This is a genomic window from Yoonia sp. 2307UL14-13, assembly GCF_037572755.1.
GTDB lineage: Bacteria > Pseudomonadota > Alphaproteobacteria > Rhodobacterales > Rhodobacteraceae > Yoonia.
This window is the reverse complement of sequence record NZ_JBBIFZ010000006.1, coordinates 1-18,468: the sequence shown is the minus strand read 5'-3', so window position 1 is coordinate 18,468 and position 18,468 is coordinate 1. Positions and strand designations below refer to the sequence as shown.

The 18,468-nt window shown below is 59.1% G+C and carries 20 protein-coding genes; 9 read left to right on the top strand and 11 right to left on the bottom strand.

What is annotated here, in order from left to right:
* Positions 1 to 37: 37 nt before the first annotated feature.
* From V8J85_RS14505 to V8J85_RS14475, 7 genes are all read right to left on the bottom strand, one after another.
* Positions 38 to 985: a GlxA family transcriptional regulator gene (locus V8J85_RS14505; protein WP_339954479.1), complete on the bottom strand. Its 948-nt coding sequence runs from the start codon at positions 983 to 985 to the stop codon at positions 38 to 40.
* Between the two features lie 2 nt (positions 986 to 987).
* Positions 988 to 1,869, bottom strand: a complete 882-nt coding sequence (locus V8J85_RS14500; protein WP_339954478.1) for a homocysteine S-methyltransferase family protein — start codon at positions 1,867 to 1,869, stop codon at positions 988 to 990.
* Positions 1,869 to 4,319, bottom strand: a complete 2,451-nt coding sequence (locus V8J85_RS14495) for a GcvT family protein (protein ID WP_339954477.1) — start codon at positions 4,317 to 4,319, stop codon at positions 1,869 to 1,871. Before V8J85_RS14495 ends, V8J85_RS14500 begins: the two co-directional genes overlap by 1 nt.
* Before the next feature lie 53 nt (positions 4,320 to 4,372).
* Positions 4,373 to 4,711: a GFA family protein gene (locus V8J85_RS14490; RefSeq protein WP_339954476.1), complete on the bottom strand. Its 339-nt coding sequence runs from the start codon at positions 4,709 to 4,711 to the stop codon at positions 4,373 to 4,375.
* A 4-nt stretch (positions 4,712 to 4,715) separates the two neighbouring features.
* Complete coding sequence (locus V8J85_RS14485) at positions 4,716 to 5,306, bottom strand: helix-turn-helix domain-containing protein (protein WP_339954475.1); 591 nt, start codon at positions 5,304 to 5,306, stop codon at positions 4,716 to 4,718.
* Positions 5,307 to 5,385: 79 nt separating this feature from the next.
* Positions 5,386 to 5,838, bottom strand: a complete 453-nt coding sequence (locus V8J85_RS14480; protein WP_339954474.1) for a GAF domain-containing protein — start codon at positions 5,836 to 5,838, stop codon at positions 5,386 to 5,388.
* Between the two features lie 113 nt (positions 5,839 to 5,951).
* Positions 5,952 to 6,830 carry a PRC-barrel domain-containing protein gene (locus V8J85_RS14475; RefSeq protein ID WP_339954473.1) on the bottom strand — a complete coding sequence of 293 codons (879 nt, stop codon included), beginning with the start codon at positions 6,828 to 6,830 and terminating at the stop codon, positions 5,952 to 5,954.
* Between the two features lie 258 nt (positions 6,831 to 7,088).
* Here V8J85_RS14475 and V8J85_RS14470 point away from each other — a divergent pair, with 258 nt between their 5' ends.
* The 9 genes from V8J85_RS14470 (at position 7,089) to V8J85_RS14430 (ending at position 15,987) form a co-directional block, all read left to right on the top strand.
* A complete protein-coding gene (locus tag V8J85_RS14470) occupies positions 7,089 to 8,393 on the top strand; it encodes a replication-associated recombination protein A (RefSeq protein WP_339954472.1) in 1,305 nt (434 codons plus the stop codon).
* A gap of 31 nt (positions 8,394 to 8,424) precedes the next feature.
* The gene (gene crcB / locus V8J85_RS14465; RefSeq protein WP_339954471.1) at positions 8,425 to 8,781 is read left to right on the top strand and encodes a fluoride efflux transporter CrcB; all 357 of its coding nucleotides are present in this window, start codon (positions 8,425 to 8,427) and stop codon (positions 8,779 to 8,781) included.
* Positions 8,778 to 9,833: an RluA family pseudouridine synthase gene (locus V8J85_RS14460; protein ID WP_339954470.1), complete on the top strand. Its 1,056-nt coding sequence runs from the start codon at positions 8,778 to 8,780 to the stop codon at positions 9,831 to 9,833. The genes crcB and V8J85_RS14460 overlap by 4 nt, the downstream gene beginning before the upstream one ends.
* Positions 9,826 to 10,497: an HAD-IA family hydrolase gene (locus V8J85_RS14455; protein ID WP_339954469.1), complete on the top strand. Its 672-nt coding sequence runs from the start codon at positions 9,826 to 9,828 to the stop codon at positions 10,495 to 10,497. Before V8J85_RS14460 ends, V8J85_RS14455 begins: the two co-directional genes overlap by 8 nt.
* Positions 10,494 to 11,204 (top strand): ATP12 family chaperone protein, encoded by a 711-nt coding sequence (locus V8J85_RS14450; protein WP_339954468.1) that lies wholly within the window; start codon positions 10,494 to 10,496, stop codon positions 11,202 to 11,204. Before V8J85_RS14455 ends, V8J85_RS14450 begins: the two co-directional genes overlap by 4 nt.
* Positions 11,205 to 11,423: 219 nt before the next feature.
* Complete coding sequence (locus tag V8J85_RS14445; protein WP_339954467.1) at positions 11,424 to 12,443, top strand: amino acid ABC transporter substrate-binding protein; 1,020 nt, start codon at positions 11,424 to 11,426, stop codon at positions 12,441 to 12,443.
* Between the two features lie 144 nt (positions 12,444 to 12,587).
* Complete coding sequence (locus tag V8J85_RS14440) at positions 12,588 to 13,865, top strand: amino acid ABC transporter permease (RefSeq protein WP_339954466.1); 1,278 nt, start codon at positions 12,588 to 12,590, stop codon at positions 13,863 to 13,865.
* Position 13,866: 1 nt separating this feature from the next.
* Complete coding sequence (locus V8J85_RS14435) at positions 13,867 to 15,183, top strand: amino acid ABC transporter permease (protein WP_339954465.1); 1,317 nt, start codon at positions 13,867 to 13,869, stop codon at positions 15,181 to 15,183.
* A gap of 12 nt (positions 15,184 to 15,195) precedes the next feature.
* Positions 15,196 to 15,987, top strand: coding sequence for an amino acid ABC transporter ATP-binding protein (locus tag V8J85_RS14430; protein ID WP_339954464.1), 792 nt, complete (start codon positions 15,196 to 15,198; stop codon positions 15,985 to 15,987).
* A 39-nt stretch (positions 15,988 to 16,026) separates the two neighbouring features.
* Here the strand turns inward: V8J85_RS14430 and V8J85_RS14425 are convergent, their stop codons facing one another.
* From V8J85_RS14425 to V8J85_RS14410, 4 genes are all read right to left on the bottom strand, one after another.
* Entirely contained in the window at positions 16,027 to 16,533 is a 507-nt protein-coding gene (locus V8J85_RS14425; protein ID WP_339954463.1) for a SixA phosphatase family protein, read from the bottom strand.
* On the bottom strand, positions 16,530 to 17,135 hold the full coding sequence (locus V8J85_RS14420; RefSeq protein ID WP_339954462.1) for a ferredoxin: 606 nt from the start codon (positions 17,133 to 17,135) through the stop codon (positions 16,530 to 16,532). Before V8J85_RS14420 ends, V8J85_RS14425 begins: the two co-directional genes overlap by 4 nt.
* A complete protein-coding gene (locus V8J85_RS14415; RefSeq protein ID WP_339954461.1) occupies positions 17,136 to 17,642 on the bottom strand; it encodes a hypothetical protein in 507 nt (168 codons plus the stop codon).
* Positions 17,643 to 17,952: 310 nt separating this feature from the next.
* Positions 17,953 to 18,348, bottom strand: coding sequence for a hypothetical protein (locus tag V8J85_RS14410; protein ID WP_339954460.1), 396 nt, complete (start codon positions 18,346 to 18,348; stop codon positions 17,953 to 17,955).
* Between the last annotated feature and the right edge of the window lie 120 nt (positions 18,349 to 18,468).

Sequence of the window (18,468 nt, the reverse complement as noted above, 5' to 3'; positions counted from 1 at the left end):
GTTCACGTCGCGTCAAAAACGCCAGAGATGTCGCAAATCATGTCTTCATACGTCCGTTTTTCCGGGCGAGGTTCGGGGTCATCCCGAAGGTTTCCCGATAGATCGCTGTGAACCCGCTGGGAAAGCCGCAGGCGAGCCCGATTTCGTTGATCCGCATCTCTGTGTTGAGCAGCAGATTATTCGCCCGACTCAGCCGAAGTTCGCGGTAGTACCGGTTTGGTTTGGTGCCCAGCATCCGGTTGAACCGTCGTTCCAGCGATCGTTTGGACAGCCCGGTTTCATCGGCGATCCGGCTGATCGGCAGGGGCACCTCAATGTTTTGCTGCATCAGTGCGATGGCGGAATCGAGCGCTGTATCCCCGGTTGCCAGCACTGCCTTGCCCGAGAAGGGTTGCAATGTGTTGTGGTGCCGTATCCGTTCATGCAGCAGGATGTCGGCGACCGTCATCATCGTTGCCGACGATACATGCCGGCTGGCGAGCGACAGCGTCACATCATATGTCGCCTCCATTCCCGCGCAGGTGATGATGGCGCCAGCGTCGACGGCGAGCGCGGATTTCGTTTCGAACAGGCCGAGTCGCTCGAGCAAAATGGTGCGGTTTTCCCAATGGGTCGTGTGTCGCTGTTCGGCCCCGCGTTTTTCGGCGATATACCGGCTTGCCGCTTCGGCCAGAAGGACCACCCGTGCCTGGCGGCTGATATATGCCCGCATTTGCGTGCCCAAGGCCAGGTCGGGGTGGCCCGCATCGGCATTGCCGAGCGCCACGAGGTAATCTGCGCTGGGCTTGTCGGTGAAAGGGTCAGTCGCGACTTCGGCACCGGCACTGCTGCGTATCGGGCCGCCGCTGATCGAGACATAGCGCCAGTCGAAGACCGGTTGCGCGCTGATCCTGTTGGCCAGCCGCAAGACATCGACGACCCCGGCCAGTTCGGTCAGGACGAACCCATGGGCAACGGCGATATCGAAGCGGACCGTGTGTTCCATGGCTAGACGATCGTATGCCCCGCTTTGCCCAGTGCCGTCGCCAGATGGGCGATATGCGCGGGGCCGATTTCGCAGCAGCCGCCGAGGATCGTTGCGCCCTGATCGGCCCAACCCAGCGCAAATTGGGTGTAGGTCTTGGGGTCGATGTCGCGGGATCGAAGGCTGGCCACCGTCGGTTTGTCCTTGAGGAAATCCTTGGTGATCTGGGTGAAACCGTTTGCGTAGGCGCCGAACGGTTTATCTGATGTAGCGAGAACATCCATCGCCGCCGCCATCGCCTCGGGTGCGGCACAGTTGGCCAAGAGCGCCGACGCGCCGTCGGCTATGGCGATCACGTCGGCCAAGGGCTCACCCGAACGCAGCCGCGTGCCGTCCTGGTCATCGACCGTCATGGCAAGCCAGACGGGTTTGGCGGTACTGCGCGCGCCTTCCAGAACGGCCTTTGCATGGGTGATGGAGGCGATCGTTTCGCCAATCAACAGATCGACATGCGGCGCCAGAAGCTGTGCGACCTCGGCATAAAGTGGCACTGCGGTTGCTTGATCGGGATGGATGTCAGGACGATAACTGGCGATCAGCGGGCCGATCGACCCGGCGATGCGCCCGTGCCCGGCACAGGCGTTGATCGTCTCATCCAGGGCGATCCGATGCAGATCACTGAACCGATCCTCCAGCGGGGTCCCTGCAAGCCGATCCCGGTGCAGCGCGTAGGTGTTCGTTACATGCAGCCTTGCGCCCGCAGCGACGAAATCCCGATGGATATCGGCGACCATACCGGGATGGTCGACCATGACCTGGGTCGACCAAAGCGGCGTTGGCGCGTCGGTGGATCGGCGCACCAATTCCTGACCCAAACCGCCATCCATCAACGTAATCTGTGCCATCAGGCCCGAATGCGTTCGTTCTCTGGATCCCAGAGCGGTTGATCGGGGTGGACGGTTGCGGCAAAGCGTTCACCGTAAATCTCGATCTCGACCTTGTTGCCGGGGACGTTGATGTCGGTGCGCAGCATGCCAAGTGCGATGGACTTGTTCACGCGGAAACCCCAATCACCCGATGTGGTTTCGCCCACCACTTCGCCATTGACCCAAATGGGCGACATATAGGGTGCGTCCGCGGGGCCTGGATTGTCGATGGTCAGCGTCGCGAACCCTTTCTTGCTGCCTTGCTGCTTTTCGTTCATCAGCGCGGCCTTGCCGGGGAAGTCCTGCGGCTTGTTGAAGCGGATGAACCGCTCCAGCCCGCCTTCGAGGAGGGAATAGTCCGTCGATAGGTCGCCCTTCCAGGACCGGTAGCCTTTTTCGACCCGCATCGCGTTCAGGGCGAACATGCCAAATGGCGTGGCCCCGGCCTCGCGGATTGCGGTGTAGGCGTTGGCGCTGTCTTCCATCTTGGTATGCACTTCCCAGCCAAGTTCACCGCCAAAGTTGATGCGGAAGAGTTTCGCGGGTTTACCCGCGACGGTCGCATCCTGAATGGTCAGCCAGCCGGTCGAAAGGTCACCATCCGAGATTTGCGCCATCAGATCACGCGACTTTGCACCGGAGACAAGGTGCGTGGACCATTCCGACGTGATGTCCTTCAATTCCAGTCCCGGCGCCAGTCGATCGCGGAGGAATTCGAAATCGTGCCATTGCGCGACGGCGGCGGTCATCAGCCAGAAATCATCCTCGCCCCGGCGAATGATCGTTACTTCGGTCACGATCCGGCCGCGGCTGTCGGAGAAATAGCCGAGGTTCATCCGCCCCGCCTTGGGCAATGCCCCGGCGATCTGGCCGCGCAGCCATTCGGCGGCACCCTCACCTTTCAAAGTGTAGCGGGAAAAGCCGGGCATATCGAGCACGGCGACGCCATTCGTGGCCGCCTCGACCTCGCGCTCAACGCCTGCTTTCCATGGACCCTGGCGTTCCCATGTTTCTGTTGTCTCAGCGGAGGTGTCCTCACCATCCTGAGCAAACCAGTTGGCGCGTTCCCAGCCATTGTACGCGCCCATCTGGGCCCCCGCCGCGATCAGCGCGTCGTGGTTCGGCGATAATTTTTTGTCGCGCCCTGCGGGCCACATCTTGTGAGGGAAGTGCATCCCGTATTCATGACCATAGGTTTCGAGCGCCTTGGCGTGGCAAAAATCGTGATCGGCGTAGTCGGTGTAGCGGCGCGGATCGACGGCCCACATGTCCAGTTCGGTTTCGCCTTCGGTCAACCATTCCGCCATGACCTTGCCCGCGCCGCCGCCCTGGACGATGCCGAAGGTGAAGGAATGTGCCTCGTAAGCGTTTCGCACGCCGGGCATCGGGCCGATCATCGGGAGGCCGTCGGGGGCATAAGGGATGGGTCCGTTGATGTTGCGCCCGACGCCGCCGGTGGCGAGGACAGGCACCCGCTCCATCGCGTCTTCGATGTACCACTCCAGGCGGTCCAGATCATCGGGATAAAGCTGAAAGCTGAAATCGTCCGGCATTGGATCGTCCCTGGTCACCCAATGCGCCTTGCAGTTCCGTTCATAGGGGCCGAGGTTCAGGCCATTTTTATCCTGCCGCAAATAGTAGCTGCTGTCGACGTCCCGGATCATCGGGGTCTTTTTGCCGTTTTCCTTGGTCCAGGCTTTGATCTCGTCGATTTCCTCGGTCAGAAAATACTGGTGGGACATGACGACCATGGGCACATCGCGCCCGCCATAAGGCTTGAACCATTCGCCGACGCGGGCGGCGTAGTAACCGGCGGCATTCACCACTTTTTCGCATTTGATATCGCCCTTGTCGGTATGGACGATCCATTCACCTGTGTCGGTCTGCGACACGCCGGTCGCGGGACAGAAGCGTTCAATCCGGGCGCCCAGGTCGCGGGCACCCTTGGCGAGCGCCTGCGTCAGCTGTGCCGGATCGATATCCCCGTCCAGCGGGTCCCACAGAACGGCCGACAAATCATGCATTTCGACAAAGGGGTTGTAGTCCTTCATGTCCTCGATGCCGATCATTTCCATCGTCAGGCCCATCGCCCGCGCCTGACTGGCGACCTGTTCGAATTCCTGACGGCGTTCTTTGGTGTGACCCAGGCGCAGCGCGCCGGTCACGTGGTAATTCATGGGATAGTCGACCTCATCCGCCAGCCCGCGATACATTTCCAACGAATAGCGCTGCATGTTCATCACAGCCCAGTTCGGGGCGAAGTTCGGGCAGTTGCCCGCCGCGTGCCACGTGGACCCCGCTGTCAATTCGTTCTTTTCCAAGAGCACACAGTCGGTCCAGCCCTTCTTGGCCAGATGGTATAGCGTAGATACGCCAACGACACCGCCACCGATGATGACGACGCGCGCGGTCGAGGGGAAATCAGCCATGGGTCACTCTCTTTCTACTCCGGTACGTGCGGCGCATCGTCCGGAATGGTGCATTAATCGCCGGCATCGGCGGTGAAGATATGTTTGCCCGGGGTGAAACCGGTCGGTTGATCAAGACATCCGACGGCGATGCCGAGGTGATCGGCGCCGTCGGGCTGGTAGAAGAGGCTGGATCCGCAATGACTGCAAAAGCCGCGGCTTGCATGATCGGAGGAGCGATACCAACTCAGGGTGTCCTCGGCGATAAAGGTGACGTTTGTCAGATCGGCACGGGTCGCGGCCCAGTAGTGGCCGCTGAAGCGGCGGCATTGGCTGCAATGGCAAAATGTGGCTGTCGGGCGTGCATCGATGACCGCAAAGGTCACCTGACCGCATGCGCACCGTCCCTGCATGGCCCTAATAGACCGGCGGCGAGATCACCCAGATCACGTCGCAGGTTTCGTCATAGGGATTGGCCCAGCTGAATTGTTCGCCGCGCAGCCGAAAGCTGTCGCCCGGCGCCAATTTGAACATCTTGCCATTGATCCAGATATCCAGATGGCCGTTGATGATATAGCCGACCTCTTGCGTTTCGCGGCTGAGCGGGGCGGGCAGTTCCGATCCCGGTGCAAAGGACGAATGCAGCACCTCGAAACTGTCGGTCAGGTCCGGTGACAGCAGTGCCTCGGTCAGGCCCGGTGTGCGGCTGCCGATGGGCCTGCGCGCATGGGCGCGCACGATCAGGCCATCCTCACCGGGCGCGGCACCAATTTGTACGAGGCTGGAAATCGACACATCCAACAGTTCCGCCATCTTGCCCAGATCGGCAATCGCGGGGCTGGAGATATCCCGTTCGACCTGGCTGAGCCATCCGACGGATCGCCCCATCGCATCAGCCAGATCTGTCAATGTCATCCCGCGTGCCTTACGCAATGCGCGCAGGTCCGCACCCAGCGTGCGCGTCGGCCGTTTATCGTCCGGCATGAGATATCCGTGAAAATATGACATTATTTTTCATGATGCATAATCTCCCGTCAATGGCAACACGACATTGTTGCGAATTTGACCTAGAGGCAAGCAAAGTACGCTACTTTGTGAAGGTGGCCTTAAGTATCATGTCCAAAGCGTCCGCATCGGTTTGATCGAAAGCGTTCGACTGGTCACTGTCCAGGTCGAAAACGGCGGTGACTGCGCCGCTATCGTCGAACACCGGCAAGACCAGCTCCGACCGCGTGCTGCTCGCGCAGGCGATGTGGCCGGGAAAGGCGTCTACGTCGGGCACGATCTGGATTTCGCCGGTCCGTGCCGCCGCCCCGCAAACACCGCGTGCAAAGGGGATGACAAGGCACCCATGGCCGCCCTGATACGGGCCGATCTTCATCAGTTCCGGGGCGACGACGCGGTAAAATCCGGTCCAGTCAAAGCGATCGTCGGCATGATGCACTTCGCAGGCGATCGTCGCCATGAGGGCGATCGGATCATCCTCGCCTTCGGTGAGGGCTGCGACGGTTTGTGAAAGAGTTTCGTAGTCAACGCGCATTTTCGACCAAAATCAATGATCACAGTGATCAAACATCCCCCATCACAATACCAGAGGCAAGACCACTGCCGCGTAAAGAAAAGGCCGGGGAAATCTCCCCGGCCTATCAGATTTTAGCCCTTGTATTCTGGCTGCTGTTCCAGTGCTTCCTGCGAGCTGTCGATGTAGACACGCAGGTCGCCACCATCAGCCGCACGCATGATCTGCAATTCGTCGAACGTAACGGCGACCGGGCGTTCACCGATGCCCAACAAACCACCCACATCAATGACTGCCTGATCGATCAGGCCGTCGTTTGTCATGAGCAGTTCGCTGATTTCACCGACATCTTCGTCGTTCGGGCCATAAACCCGCGCACCGGTCAAATCATCTGCGGTCAATTCGGTGACCTCGGTTGTCTCGTAACCTTCACGCTCGATGTTTGGCTGCGTCAGCATTTCACGAGGAGACTCGGCCACAACTTCGGCGTCGCCTTCAACTGCCATGGTATCTGTGTCCTGACTGCCATCGGCCATTTCAGTTTCCATGGTGGCAGCGTCTTGATCTGCATCAGCTGACGACATTTCGGTTTCGTAGGCTGGCGCCTCTTCAACACCGGCTGCGTTCGCGTTCACGACGAGGAAAAAGTCGTCGCCTTCGCCGTCTTCACTGACGAATTTCAGCTCGGACATATTGATGGCGACATCCTTCTCGCCTATCCCCAAGAAGCCGCCGACACCCACGATCACGTTTTGCACTTCGCCATCGCGCGTCAGCAAGATTTCATTGATTTCGCCGATGTCATCCCACTCGGTCTCATCACCGGCCGCCATCGTCATTTCGTTGTTGATATCGGCTTCGCTTGCATAGACGCGCATACCGATCAATTCTGAAGCGTTCAGGTTTGTTTCGGCGTCAAAAGTTGTATCCGAGAAGACAGAACTTTGGTCCTGCGCATATGCCGCGGTTCCCAGAACGAGTGCTGTTGCGGCTGTCGTCAAAAAGCGTGTCATTGTTTTACTCCCATAGAGTTTGCGTTGTCTTCAGCGCTGTGTGTTAAAAACGATGAAACCTGAGAAGCGTTCCCAAAATCGACACACTTTATGATTGCGAACGCTACGGCCAACTGATTGTCCAGACGGCGGAATTCGTTTGCATGACGTCAGCCGCGTAGATGTGGGTGAAGAATCGTTTTTTTTGCCGTCCTTGCAATCTGCATGGCCGCTGCACATACCAGATTGAACCGCAATGACGTGTCTTAGGGAAACGTGATGGCCGACCTTTTCAACAGTACCCCAGAACCCGATACGGCGCCTCGCCCTTTGGCCGATCGGTTGCGGCCCGCAAGGTTGTCCGACGTGATCGGGCAGGAACAGGTCCTGGGGCCAGAAAGCCCGCTGGGTGTCATGCTGGCCTCGGGGGCACTGTCTTCGTTGATCTTCTGGGGTCCGCCGGGTGTTGGCAAGACGACCATCGCCCGCCTGCTGGCCGACGAAACCGACCTGCATTTCGTTCAGATCAGCGCGATCTTTACCGGTGTTCCAGACCTGCGCAAAGTGTTCGAGGCCGCCAAGATGCGTCGTCAGAATGGTAAGGGGACCTTGCTGTTCGTGGACGAAATCCACCGCTTCAACAAGGCACAGCAGGACGGGTTTCTGCCGCATATGGAAGACGGGACCATCCTGCTGGTAGGCGCGACAACCGAGAACCCGAGCTTTGAGTTGAACGCCGCCGTCCTGAGCCGCGCGCAGGTCCTGGTGCTGACCCGGCTTGATCTGAAAGATCTCGAATTGCTCGCCCAGCGGGCCGAGGCCGATTTAGGCAAACCGTTGCCTCTGGATGGTCACGCGCGTGAGGCTTTGCTTGAGATGGCCGATGGTGATGGGCGCGCGCTTTTGAACCTGATCGAGCAGATCACGGCGTGGCGGACGGATGACAAGCTGACCACTGATGATCTGACCAAACGGCTGATGAAGCGCGCGGCGAAATACGACAAATCGGGGGACGAGCATTACAACCTGATCAGTGCCTTGCACAAATCCGTGCGCGGGTCGGACCCCGACGCCGCGCTGTATTGGTTTGCCCGGATGTTGAACGGCGGTGAGGATCCCCGCTATCTGGCGCGTCGCATCACACGCATGGCGGTGGAGGATATCGGGCTTGCCGATCCGCAGGCGCAGGCGGTCTGCCTGCAATCGTGGGAGACTTACGAGCGCCTTGGCAGCCCAGAAGGTGAGTTGGCGTTGGCGCAGGCGTTGACCTATCTGGCGCTCGCGCCGAAATCGAACGCGGCCTATGTGGCCTACAAGGGGGCGATGTCAGCGGCGAAAAAGACCGGGTCAGAGCCGCCGCCAGCCCATATTCTGAACGCGCCGACGCAGTTGATGAAGGATCAGGGTTATGGCGCGGGTTATGCCTATGACCATGACGCCGAGGACGGGTTTTCTGGGCAGAACTATTTCCCTGATGGGATGAAGCGTGGGGTTTACTACACACCGGTTGATCGCGGGTTCGAGCGTGAGCTGAAGAAACGGGTGGACTACTTTGCGGGCCTGCGCGCCAAGCGCGGGAATTGACATCCGCAGGTCAAACCGCCAAGGGACGCGCATGATTTCACCGGTTATCTCTGTCGCTGTTGGGGGCGCGCTGGGCGCTGTGCTGCGTTATGTGGTTGGCCTTGTCGTGGCCTTTCCTATGGGCACGCTGACGGTCAATGTTGTCGGGTCATTCGCCATCGGGATCGTCTGGGTCTGGTTGGCCGCCAAAGGGCTGCAACACTGGCTGCCCTTGATCATGACCGGGATTCTTGGCGGGTTTACCACATTCTCGGCCTTTTCGCTGGATGCCCTGCGTCTGGTCGAAGACGGGCGGACCGTGGCGGCGGGCGGCTACATCGCCGCGTCGGTTGTCCTGTCGATTGCCGCTTGTGCCGCGGGCCTGTGGCTTGCCCGAGGTCTGACATGAGCGGCGTGCAAACCCGAATCGTGGGGCCTGACGATGGTGATCAACGGCTGGACCGCTACCTGCGGCGTCTGTTCCCGCATCTGACACAGGGCCGCATCGAAAAGATGTGCCGCAAGGGCGAATTGCGCGTCGATGGGGGGCGGGTGAAGACCAGCACCCGGTTGGAAACCGGGCAAAAGGTGCGCATCCCACCGTTGCCGAGTGAGGCGGAGGCCGCTGCGGCATCGGCGCTGGCCAAGCAGGGTGTCACCAAGGCTGATGCAAAGATGATCCAATCCTGCGTCATCTATCGCGACGATCACATCATCGCTTTGAACAAACCGGCCGGTTTGGCCACGCAGGGTGGGTCCAAAACCATCCGCCACGTTGACGGTCTGGCCGAGGCCCTGACCTTTGGGATGGACGAAAAGCCACGCCTTGTGCACCGGCTTGACAAGGATACATCCGGTGTTCTTCTGCTGGCGCGGACACGGATGATGGCGAAGGACCTAACGGAACATCTTAAGCATCGCGAAACACGCAAGATCTACTGGGCGGCGATCGCCGGCGTGCCCCATCCGCGTGCGGGCACGATCAAATACGGGCTGGTCAAGGCACCCGGCCATGGGCGCGGTGGTGAGAATGAAAAGATGCGGTGTGTGCATCCGAACGATGTTGCGACAACCGAAGGTGCAAAGCGGGCGACGACCGATTACGCCGTCATGGACACCCTTGCCAGCCGCGCGTCATGGTGTGCACTGGTTCCGATCACCGGGCGCACCCACCAGTTGCGCGCACACATGGCCGAGATCGGGCACCCAATCGTTGGCGACGGCAAATATGGCGGGTCTGGTCAGGAAAACCTCGGCGATGGCTGGGGCGCCGGGATGGGGTCCGAAATCGGGCGCAAGATGCATCTGCACGCGCGCAGCCTGACCATCAAACATCCGGCGACTGGCGCGATGCTCCATATCACCGCGCCTTTGCCCGAGCATATGCAAAACACATGGGATTATGTCGGCTGGAACGTCGATCATGCACCCGTCGATCCGTTCAACATGCCTGATGAGTGATCTGCGCCTTGCCATCTTTGACGTCGACGGCACGCTTGTCGACAGTCAGGCCGAGATCATGGCGGCCATGACGCTGGCCTTTGCCAGTGAGGGGCTTGAGATGCCCGCGCGGCCTGCGGTCCTGTCGATTGTCGGGCTGTCGCTGGCCGAGGCATTCGCGCGACTGGTTCCGCAGACCGAGACCGTGCAACAGGGCCGGTTGGTCGGCGCCTACAAGGATGCCTTCGCCGACCTGCGCACGAATGACAAAGAACTTGGCCCGCTTTTCCCCGGCGCGCGCGAAGTGTTGGACACGCTCCGTGCCCAAGACCACACGCTCCTCGCTGTTGCGACCGGTAAATCGCGGCGGGGGTTGGACAAGGTTCTCGAACGGCACGGCCTGACCGGGTTTTTCCACAGTGAACAGGTGGCCGACCATCATCCGTCGAAGCCGCATCCATCCATGATCAATACCGCGCTTGCCGAAACCGGCGTGAACCCTCGGGCCGCCGTGATGATCGGCGACACCACCTATGACATGGACATGGCCCGGGGGGCAGGGGTGAAGACCATCGGCGTGAGCTGGGGCTATCACGACGCCAACACGTTGCAGCCTGACTGCTTGATCGACAGCTTCGATGTTCTGCCACAGGCCATCGATGAGGTGATCGGGATCGACGCATGACGGAATGGAAGGCCAAAAGGTTCTGGAAAGCGGCTCAGGTCGCCCCGCTTGACGGTGGCTTTACGGTGCAACTCGATACGCGAACCGTGAAAACGCCGGCGAAGGCGGCTTTGAAACTACCGACCGAGGCTATGGCACACGCCATCGCGGCCGAGTGGGACGCTCAGGTCGATTTCATAGACCCACGGACCATGCCCGTCACCCGAGCCGCCAACGCCGCCATCGACAAGGTCGGTGCGCAGCGGGAAGAGGTTGTCGCGTCGCTCGCGGAATATGGCGACAGCGACCTGCTATGTTATCGGGCCGCAGGACCCGAAGGTTTGATCGGACGACAGGCTGCGGGATGGGATCCGCTGCTTGATTGGGCCGCCGAAACCTTCGGCGCCCGGCTGTGGGTCGGAGAGGGTGTCATGCATGTTGCGCAAGACCCGGCGGTTCTGGACAAGCTGAGGCGGCAGGTGGACAGCTTTGACAATTTCGCGCTGGCAGGCGTGCACGACCTGATCAGCCTGTCCGGTTCCCTGATCCTCGCGCTGGCCGTCACCAGGGATCGGCTGAACCCGGACGAGGCATGGAGCTTGTCCCGGATCGACGAAGACTGGCAAATCGCCCAATGGGGTGACGACGAAGAGGCGAGCGCGGCCGCAGCGGTCAAGCGGCAGGCCTTTTTGGACGCGGCACGATTCTACGGGCTTTCCATTCGGTGAAAGAAACAGAGTGTTTTGCAGCACCACCTGCCAAAACCGCCAATTTTTACGGCATTTGCCCTGGTCGACGCACTAGTCACCCTTGACGTGATCGCGCAATTCCGCACACTCTAACGACGCTGAGGCCGGGTGACCGACCTCATTCATCATGAACGTCTATCGGGACGGGATAAAAATTGGCCGCACCTTTATGGGGCGGAAACTCAGGAAGAGGTAAAAATGACGAAAACCGTATTCTTCGGCGCGCTGACTGTTGCTGGTCTTGCTGCCGGCATGGCTTCGGCGGCAACGCTTGATGACATCAAGGCACGCGGCTCGCTGAATTGCGGCGTGACGACTGGTCTGGTTGGCTTTGCGGCCCCGGATGCAAATGGTGTTTGGACTGGTTTTGACGTTGGTGTATGTCGCGCGGTTGCTGCGGCGATTTTTGGTGACCCGCAAGCGGTCGAATTCGTTCCCACCACGGGTCAGACCCGCTTTACGGCGCTTGCCTCTGGTGAAGTCGATATGTTGGCCCGGAACACGACATGGACTTTCAGCCGTGATGTCGACCTGAAATTCGAATTCATCGGTGTCAACTATTACGACGGTCAGGGCTTTATGGTGCCCAAGGAACTGGGCGTGAACTCGGCCAAGGATCTGGATGGCGCGACCGTCTGCATTCAGACCGGCACCACGACCGAGCTGAACCTTGCGGATTTCTTCCGCAGCAACAACATCAGCTATGAGCCTGTGCCGATCGAAACCAATGCCGAAGCACAGCAGCAGTACCTTGCTGGTGCCTGTGACGTCTACACGACGGACGCTTCGGGCCTTGCCGCGACACGTGCGACCTTTGAAAATCCGGGCGACCACGTGCTGCTGCCGGAAATCGTTTCGAAAGAGCCGCTGGGCCCACTGGTCCGTCACGGTGACAACGATTGGGGCGACGTGGTGCGTTGGACGCTGAATGCGCTGATCACTGCGGAAGAACTGGGTGTGACGTCGACCAACGTCAACGATCTGGCCGCTGCACCGACGGACAATCCAGAGGTCAACCGCCTGCTGGGCACCGAAGGTGAACTGGGCGCGATGCTGGGCCTCGACGCCAACTGGGCGCAGAACGCGATCGCTGCCGGTGGTAACTATGGCGAATTGTTCGAAAAGAACATCGGTGAGAACACACCGATCGGTCTGGCCCGCGGCCTGAACGCGCAGTGGACCGAAGGTGGCCTGATCTATTCGCCACCATTCCGGTAAAATCTGAAAACGGCAAAGGGCTCGGTGAAAACCGGGCCCTTTTCCCAATAGCTACCGCTGCCAAAAATGCGCATCCCGCGCGCTGAGACATTCGGCATAATCGAAGCCAGCGCGACTGAAAACGGGAGCCACGGGGAGATATAAATGTCGACGTTGACCGACCCGCCGAGCCCTTCGTTTCGGCTGAGCCAGCTTATATATGATACGCGCTATCGATCGATCACGATCCAGGTCGTTGCCCTGATTCTGATCATCGCCGGATTTTCATGGCTGATTAACAACACGATCCAGAACCTCGAAAACCTTGGTAAGGATTTCGACTTTGGCTTTTTGAGCAGCCCGGCTGGTTACGATATCAACCAGATGTTGATTGAATACGACAACCAGATGAGCCACGGACGGGCCGCGCTGGTGGGTATTCTCAACACGTTGTTGCTTGCCTTCATTGGCTGCATTGCCGCCACCATCCTTGGCGTGATCGCTGGTGTCTTACGCCTGTCGAAAAACTGGGTCGTCAACAAACTGATGTCTGTCTATGTCGAGGGGTTCCGCAACGTTCCCTTGCTGCTTTGGATCATCTTCATCTTCGCGATCTTGTCAGAGTCGCTGCCACAGCCGCGCGATTTCCGCGGGGACGAACCCGAAGCATCAATGATCCTGTTCGACTCTGTCGCGATCACTGGCCGCGGAACGTATGTCCCCCGGATTGCCTTTACCAATTCGATCAGTGGAAACGAAGCCGTCGCGCCGCAAGAGGACCTGACCCCGGTCGCGTCGGGCTGGTCCGACTGGCTGCTGATTTTTGGCGTGCTGGCGGCGAGCCTTGTCGGCATTCGGTTCCTTCGCAAACGGGCTGACCGGATTCAGGAGGCGACGGGTGACCGACCCAACACGCTTTACGCAAGTCTCGGCCTTTTGATCGTACCCGTCGGGCTGGTGCTGTTTTTCCTCGGTGCCACGATCGTCCAACCCTACCTGCGCGGCTTCAACTTTACCGAAGGCGTTTTCATGCGGAATTCGTTCCTCGCGATGTTGCTGGCCTTGTCGCTGTATACCGGCGCTTTCATCGCCGAAATCGTGCGTGCCGGTATTCTGGCCATCAGCAAAGGTCAGACCGAGGCCGCCTATGCGCTGGGTATCCAGCCCAGCCGCACCATGAACCTCGTCATTCTGCCGCAAGCCATGCGGGTGATCATCCCGCCGCTGATCTCACAATATCTGAACCTGACCAAGAACTCGTCCCTGGCTTTGGCTGTTGGCTACATGGATGTCCGCTCGACCCTGGGCGGCATCACCATCAACCAGACCGGCCGAGAGTTGGAAGGGATGCTGTTACTGGGTGGGTTCTACCTTGTGCTGTCGCTGCTGATTTCGGCGGTGATGAATTTCTATAACACCTCGACACAGCTGAAGGAGCGGTAGGATGAGCGATACACACGCACAAACCGTCACCTATGTCCGCGAAAGCATGCTGCCCCAGCAGGAACCGCCTGCATTGGAGCGGGGAGCCATCAAATGGATCAGGGAAAACCTGTTCTCGGGCGTTCTCAGCAGCGTTCTGACCATTCTTTCGATCTATGTGATCTGGACCGTGCTGGCCGGCATCATTCCATGGCTTGCAAACTCCGTTTGGGGTACTGCCAGCCTGACCGAATGCCGCGAGGTTCTGGCAGAGCGCGGGCTGACCTCCCATGATGGGGCCTGCTTTTCGGTTCTGAATGACCGGTGGCATCAGCTTGTCTTTGGTTACTATCCGTCCAACCTGTATTGGCGGCCGATCCTTGCGCTGCTCTTGTTCCTGGGCGGCTTGGCCCCGATCCTGTTCCCCAACCTGCCGCGGCAGATGCTGATCCTGACCGGCATCGCGCCTTTGGCCTGTTTCTGGTTGATCTGGGGCGGTTCGGTCTGGACACCGATTGTCATCGCGCTTGGGTTCTTTGTCGGCTATGCCGCCCACAAGTTTTTCCTGCAGCTTGCGGGAAATCTGGCCGCGGTGATTGGCGCTATCGTGCTGCCGCTGATCTTTTGGTTGCTGGTGGCGGGTCCGTTGTCGGGAACGCTGCAAGACCTGATCCCGCTCGGCATTCAATTCGTCGAAAGCCGGTCCATCGGTGGCTTCCTTCTGGCCTTGGTGATCGGGCTATCGGCCATCGTACTGTCGCTGCCATTGGGCATCCTCTTGGCGCTGGCACGGCAATCCAACCTGCCGATCATCAAATATTCCGCAGTGACCTTTATCGAGGTCATCCGGGGCATCCCCCTGATCGTCTGGCTTTTCACGGCGCAGCTCTTGTTGAACTACTTCCTGCCTCCCGGCACGAATTTCGACCTGACACTGCGGGTGATCATCATGGTGACCTTTTTCTCGTCCGCTTACATCGCCGAGGTGATCCGCGGTGGCCTCGCCGCGCTGCCAAAAGGTCAATACGAGGCGGCGGATGCGCTGGGCCTTGATTACTGGAAATCCATGCGCCTGATCATTTTGCCGCAGGCGCTGAAAATCTCGATCCCCGGGATCGTGAACACATTTATCGGGCTCTTCAAGGATACGACGCTGGTCCTGTTCATCGGTCTGTTCGACCCACTTGGCATTGCATCGGCGATCCGGGCCACAACCGACTGGAACGGTATCTATTGGGAGCTTTTCGTCTTTATCGGCGTCCTGTTCTTCATCTTCTGTTTCAGCATGGGCCGTTACTCACTCTACCTGGAGAAAAAGCTCCAGCGTGAACACCGCTAAGGAGACCTGACAATGGTTGAAATGACAAAAGAACGCGAAATCGATCGCAGCCAGATGCAGGTCTCGGATGAGGTCGCCATCGAAATCCGAGGGATGAACAAGTGGTATGGCACGTTCCATGTGCTGCGCGATATCGACCTGACGGTGAACCGGGGGGAGCGGATCGTCATCTGCGGCCCGTCGGGGTCCGGAAAATCGACCTTGATCCGCTGTATCAACCGGCTGGAGGAACACCAGCAAGGCAGCATCGTCGTAGACGGAACGGAACTGTCATCGGATCTGAAAAACATCGACAAGATCCGGTCAGAGGTCGGGATGTGCTTTCAGCACTTCAATCTGTTTCCCCATCTGTCGATCCTCGAAAACTGCACGCTGGCCCCGATCTGGGTGCGCAAGACACCCAGGAAAGAGGCAGAGGAAATTGCGATGCATTTCCTTGAAAAGGTGAAGATCCCGGAACAGGCCGACAAGTATCCCGGCCAGTTGTCCGGCGGTCAACAACAGCGCGTTGCCATTGCCCGGTCGCTTTGTATGAAGCCGCGGATCATGCTGTTCGACGAACCGACATCGGCACTGGACCCAGAGATGATCAAAGAGGTGCTCGACACCATGATCGAACTGGCCGAGGAGGGGATGACCATGCTGTGTGTGACGCACGAGATGGGCTTTGCCCGTCAGGTGGCGAACCGGGTGATCTTTATGGATCAGGGTCAGATCGTCGAACAGAACGAGCCCGAGGAATTCTTCCTCAACCCGCAGTCGGAACGGACGCAGTTGTTCCTGAGCCAGATTTTGGGTCACTAATCGCGACGCAGCCCCGGAGGACGACCCGGGGCCTCCGACTCACTTCAACAAATCCTGCGGCACGACAAAGTCGACCACACGCCCTTTGCCGGGCCCAACATTTCGCCACGCGCCGATATCGAAATCCATGACCGTCGTCGCGCAGGTGGGATAGTCATCAAAACGCGGATGATCCGGCATCTGGCCCGCCAATGCGTTGGCAAGTATCCCGATTCCGGGATTGTGGCCGATAACGGCCAAAGTCCCGGCATCTTGTTTGCTGACCAGATCAAGCATCGTGTCGGGGGCGGCGTGGTACAACGCCGCGGACAGTTTCAACTTCGGCGCAGGCAAAAGCTGTGGCAGGATCAGCGCGGCCGTTTCGCGCGTGCGGGCAGCATCGGAACACAAGACGACCTGTGGCACATAGCTGCGTTCCGCCATCCATGCACCCACGGTCTTGGCCGATTGACAACCCCGCGTGTTCAGCAATCGGTCATGATCGTCGGCGGTCGGATCGTCCCAACTGGATTTCGCATGGCGGATCAGGATCAGACGAAAGGTCATAGGAACGCCTCCATATGAAAAGCAGCCTGCGCGGGCAGACGGCGCCCTTGACCGATAGGGCAGGCGTGGCGGGCAAGGCAACCCCGCATGCGACATGTCCGGCCTTCGCGGCTATGCAAATGCGCTTTGCATCGGTCGACATCATAGCCATCGGCGAAGGCGTCGACGGGGCAGGCCGACAGGCAGGGTTGGCCGGTGCAAGTGTCACATGGTCGATCACCTGTCCCGATCTTGGCTGACCCCCGATGCCGGATTGCCCCGCGATAGGATGCGAACATGCCGATTTCTTCATGCACCAGAAATCCGATCGGCGACGGCCATGCCCGGCCCGTGGCTACGGCCCAGCGTTGAAACGGGGCGTAAGGTGGACCGCCGAAGGGAAAGATCGGCGTGCCGCCAACCGTATCGGCCACAGCCCCCAGAACACGGGCCGACCAGCGGTCCAGTGGATCGGGCGCGCTTTCGGCATATTCGGGACTGCCGCGAAAGATCGGCCAGAATGCAGGTTCGTCCGGGCCGATCAGCGTCAGGGCGTCGTCGCCATCGGTACATTCGCCCAACACGCGCAGACCATGGGGGTCAAGCTGCGCCCGCCAATCCACTCAGCGTACTCTGCGCCATGTCGGCGGGATCGACCCGGCCTCGTTCGGGACGAAACTCAGCACATCATCCACGCAGGCATAATTGCCGCTGGATTGACCCCAGCCAGCACCATCGGCGGTGGTTAAAGGAATATCCATCCGGGTGCCCAGAACATCCGCTGAACCGACAAGCGCATAGTCGGTCGCGTTGGCGACATAGGTGGCCCCATCGTCGGCGGTGATATCACCGCGGGAATAGCCGCTGATCGTGATCGTCATCGGGGGCACATCGGGCATGGCTGCCGCGACGGCCAAGTCCTGTGCCAAGAGCGACATCGCGCCCGCCTCGCTGATCTCAAGCGTTGCGGAGCCGCTTTCATAGCTGGCCGTGCCGCCCATCTGCGCACCCATCGCATTGGCAAAGTCATTCGCATCCATTTGCCAAAGCCCGACAAGACATGTGTCAACGGCAAAAGCAGGCTTCGACAAGACCAGCAGTATCAGAACAGGTTGCATGGCGTTTTTCATAACAGGCTCCCTCACAGGCCAGGCACTTTCGCTCGGTGCCATTTCTGTTTCGAAGTTTAACCCGTTTTTTCCGCAATGGCGGTAAAATTATGCAACGCAGTCGAACGAGCCGGGTTACGCGCCTGTCTTTTCATCTTCGGGTCGAAGCGCCTCGATCACTTTAAGACCTGTCCGCCAGACAGCCGATTTGGCCGTGGATATGGTCCGCTCGCGACCTTCCTTTTTTGCGCGCACTATTGGTTTTTCTGGCAGAAAGAGTGCTGGCGACCCCGGCAGGATTCGAACCTGCAACCTGCCCCTTAGGAGGGGGCTATTCAACACTATCTTTTCCTTTCTTTTTCAATTTCTTAGAAGCTTTTGACTTACGCTTCTGTTTGGGTTTTGTCCGAAATCGACGTCGAATTTCCTCTTCATCGGTCTCAGAATGGGCATAGGTGCTAAGTGGAAGTGTCGGGTCGGACCACCTACCAGCCTTGGCTGCGGTAACTGGATCAACCTTTTGGCGAACCACCAACTCGGTGAAAAAACCGTGGCGACCTGCCGCGCGCGCTGACAAATACGGGATTCCCGCTTTCTTACAGATTGTTATCCAGCGTTTCCGATATCCTGTCGCGGTTCCGTACCCAAAAAGACGTTCCTCTAACAGCTGGCCAGTCCGAGGATTTCTTGTTCGCTTTGATGGAAGGGCTTCAATCTCTGCCATCATCGTGACCCAGCCCCCTGAAATCGGGCCACTGAAGTGTTAGTAATCCGTCCCAAGAGAGGATGGACTATGAAACGCAGATTTAGTGACGAGCAGATCATTGGGATGATCAAGGAGTATGAA

What these genes read in the sequence shown, in the direction of transcription:
- V8J85_RS14505 (WP_339954479.1), bottom strand. Translation starts at nt 985, where the DNA reads ATGGAACACACGGTCCGCTTCGATATCGCCGTTGCCCATGGGTTCGTC.
- V8J85_RS14500 (WP_339954478.1), bottom strand. Translation starts at nt 1,869, where the DNA reads ATGGCACAGATTACGTTGATGGATGGCGGTTTGGGTCAGGAATTGGTG.
- V8J85_RS14495 (WP_339954477.1), bottom strand. Translation starts at nt 4,319, where the DNA reads ATGGCTGATTTCCCCTCGACCGCGCGCGTCGTCATCATCGGTGGCGGT.
- V8J85_RS14490 (WP_339954476.1), bottom strand. Translation starts at nt 4,711, where the DNA reads ATGCAGGGACGGTGCGCATGCGGTCAGGTGACCTTTGCGGTCATCGAT.
- V8J85_RS14485 (WP_339954475.1), bottom strand. Translation starts at nt 5,306, where the DNA reads ATGTCATATTTTCACGGATATCTCATGCCGGACGATAAACGGCCGACG.
- V8J85_RS14480 (WP_339954474.1), bottom strand. Translation starts at nt 5,838, where the DNA reads ATGCGCGTTGACTACGAAACTCTTTCACAAACCGTCGCAGCCCTCACC.
- V8J85_RS14475 (WP_339954473.1), bottom strand. Translation starts at nt 6,830, where the DNA reads ATGACACGCTTTTTGACGACAGCCGCAACAGCACTCGTTCTGGGAACC.
- V8J85_RS14470 (WP_339954472.1), top strand. Translation starts at nt 7,089, where the DNA reads ATGGCCGACCTTTTCAACAGTACCCCAGAACCCGATACGGCGCCTCGC.
- crcB (WP_339954471.1), top strand. Translation starts at nt 8,425, where the DNA reads ATGATTTCACCGGTTATCTCTGTCGCTGTTGGGGGCGCGCTGGGCGCT.
- V8J85_RS14460 (WP_339954470.1), top strand. Translation starts at nt 8,778, where the DNA reads ATGAGCGGCGTGCAAACCCGAATCGTGGGGCCTGACGATGGTGATCAA.
- V8J85_RS14455 (WP_339954469.1), top strand. Translation starts at nt 9,826, where the DNA reads ATGAGTGATCTGCGCCTTGCCATCTTTGACGTCGACGGCACGCTTGTC.
- V8J85_RS14450 (WP_339954468.1), top strand. Translation starts at nt 10,494, where the DNA reads ATGACGGAATGGAAGGCCAAAAGGTTCTGGAAAGCGGCTCAGGTCGCC.
- V8J85_RS14445 (WP_339954467.1), top strand. Translation starts at nt 11,424, where the DNA reads ATGACGAAAACCGTATTCTTCGGCGCGCTGACTGTTGCTGGTCTTGCT.
- V8J85_RS14440 (WP_339954466.1), top strand. Translation starts at nt 12,588, where the DNA reads ATGTCGACGTTGACCGACCCGCCGAGCCCTTCGTTTCGGCTGAGCCAG.
- V8J85_RS14435 (WP_339954465.1), top strand. Translation starts at nt 13,867, where the DNA reads ATGAGCGATACACACGCACAAACCGTCACCTATGTCCGCGAAAGCATG.
- V8J85_RS14430 (WP_339954464.1), top strand. Translation starts at nt 15,196, where the DNA reads ATGGTTGAAATGACAAAAGAACGCGAAATCGATCGCAGCCAGATGCAG.
- V8J85_RS14425 (WP_339954463.1), bottom strand. Translation starts at nt 16,533, where the DNA reads ATGACCTTTCGTCTGATCCTGATCCGCCATGCGAAATCCAGTTGGGAC.
- V8J85_RS14415 (WP_339954461.1), bottom strand. Translation starts at nt 17,642, where the DNA reads ATGAAAAACGCCATGCAACCTGTTCTGATACTGCTGGTCTTGTCGAAG.
- V8J85_RS14410 (WP_339954460.1), bottom strand. Translation starts at nt 18,348, where the DNA reads ATGATGGCAGAGATTGAAGCCCTTCCATCAAAGCGAACAAGAAATCCT.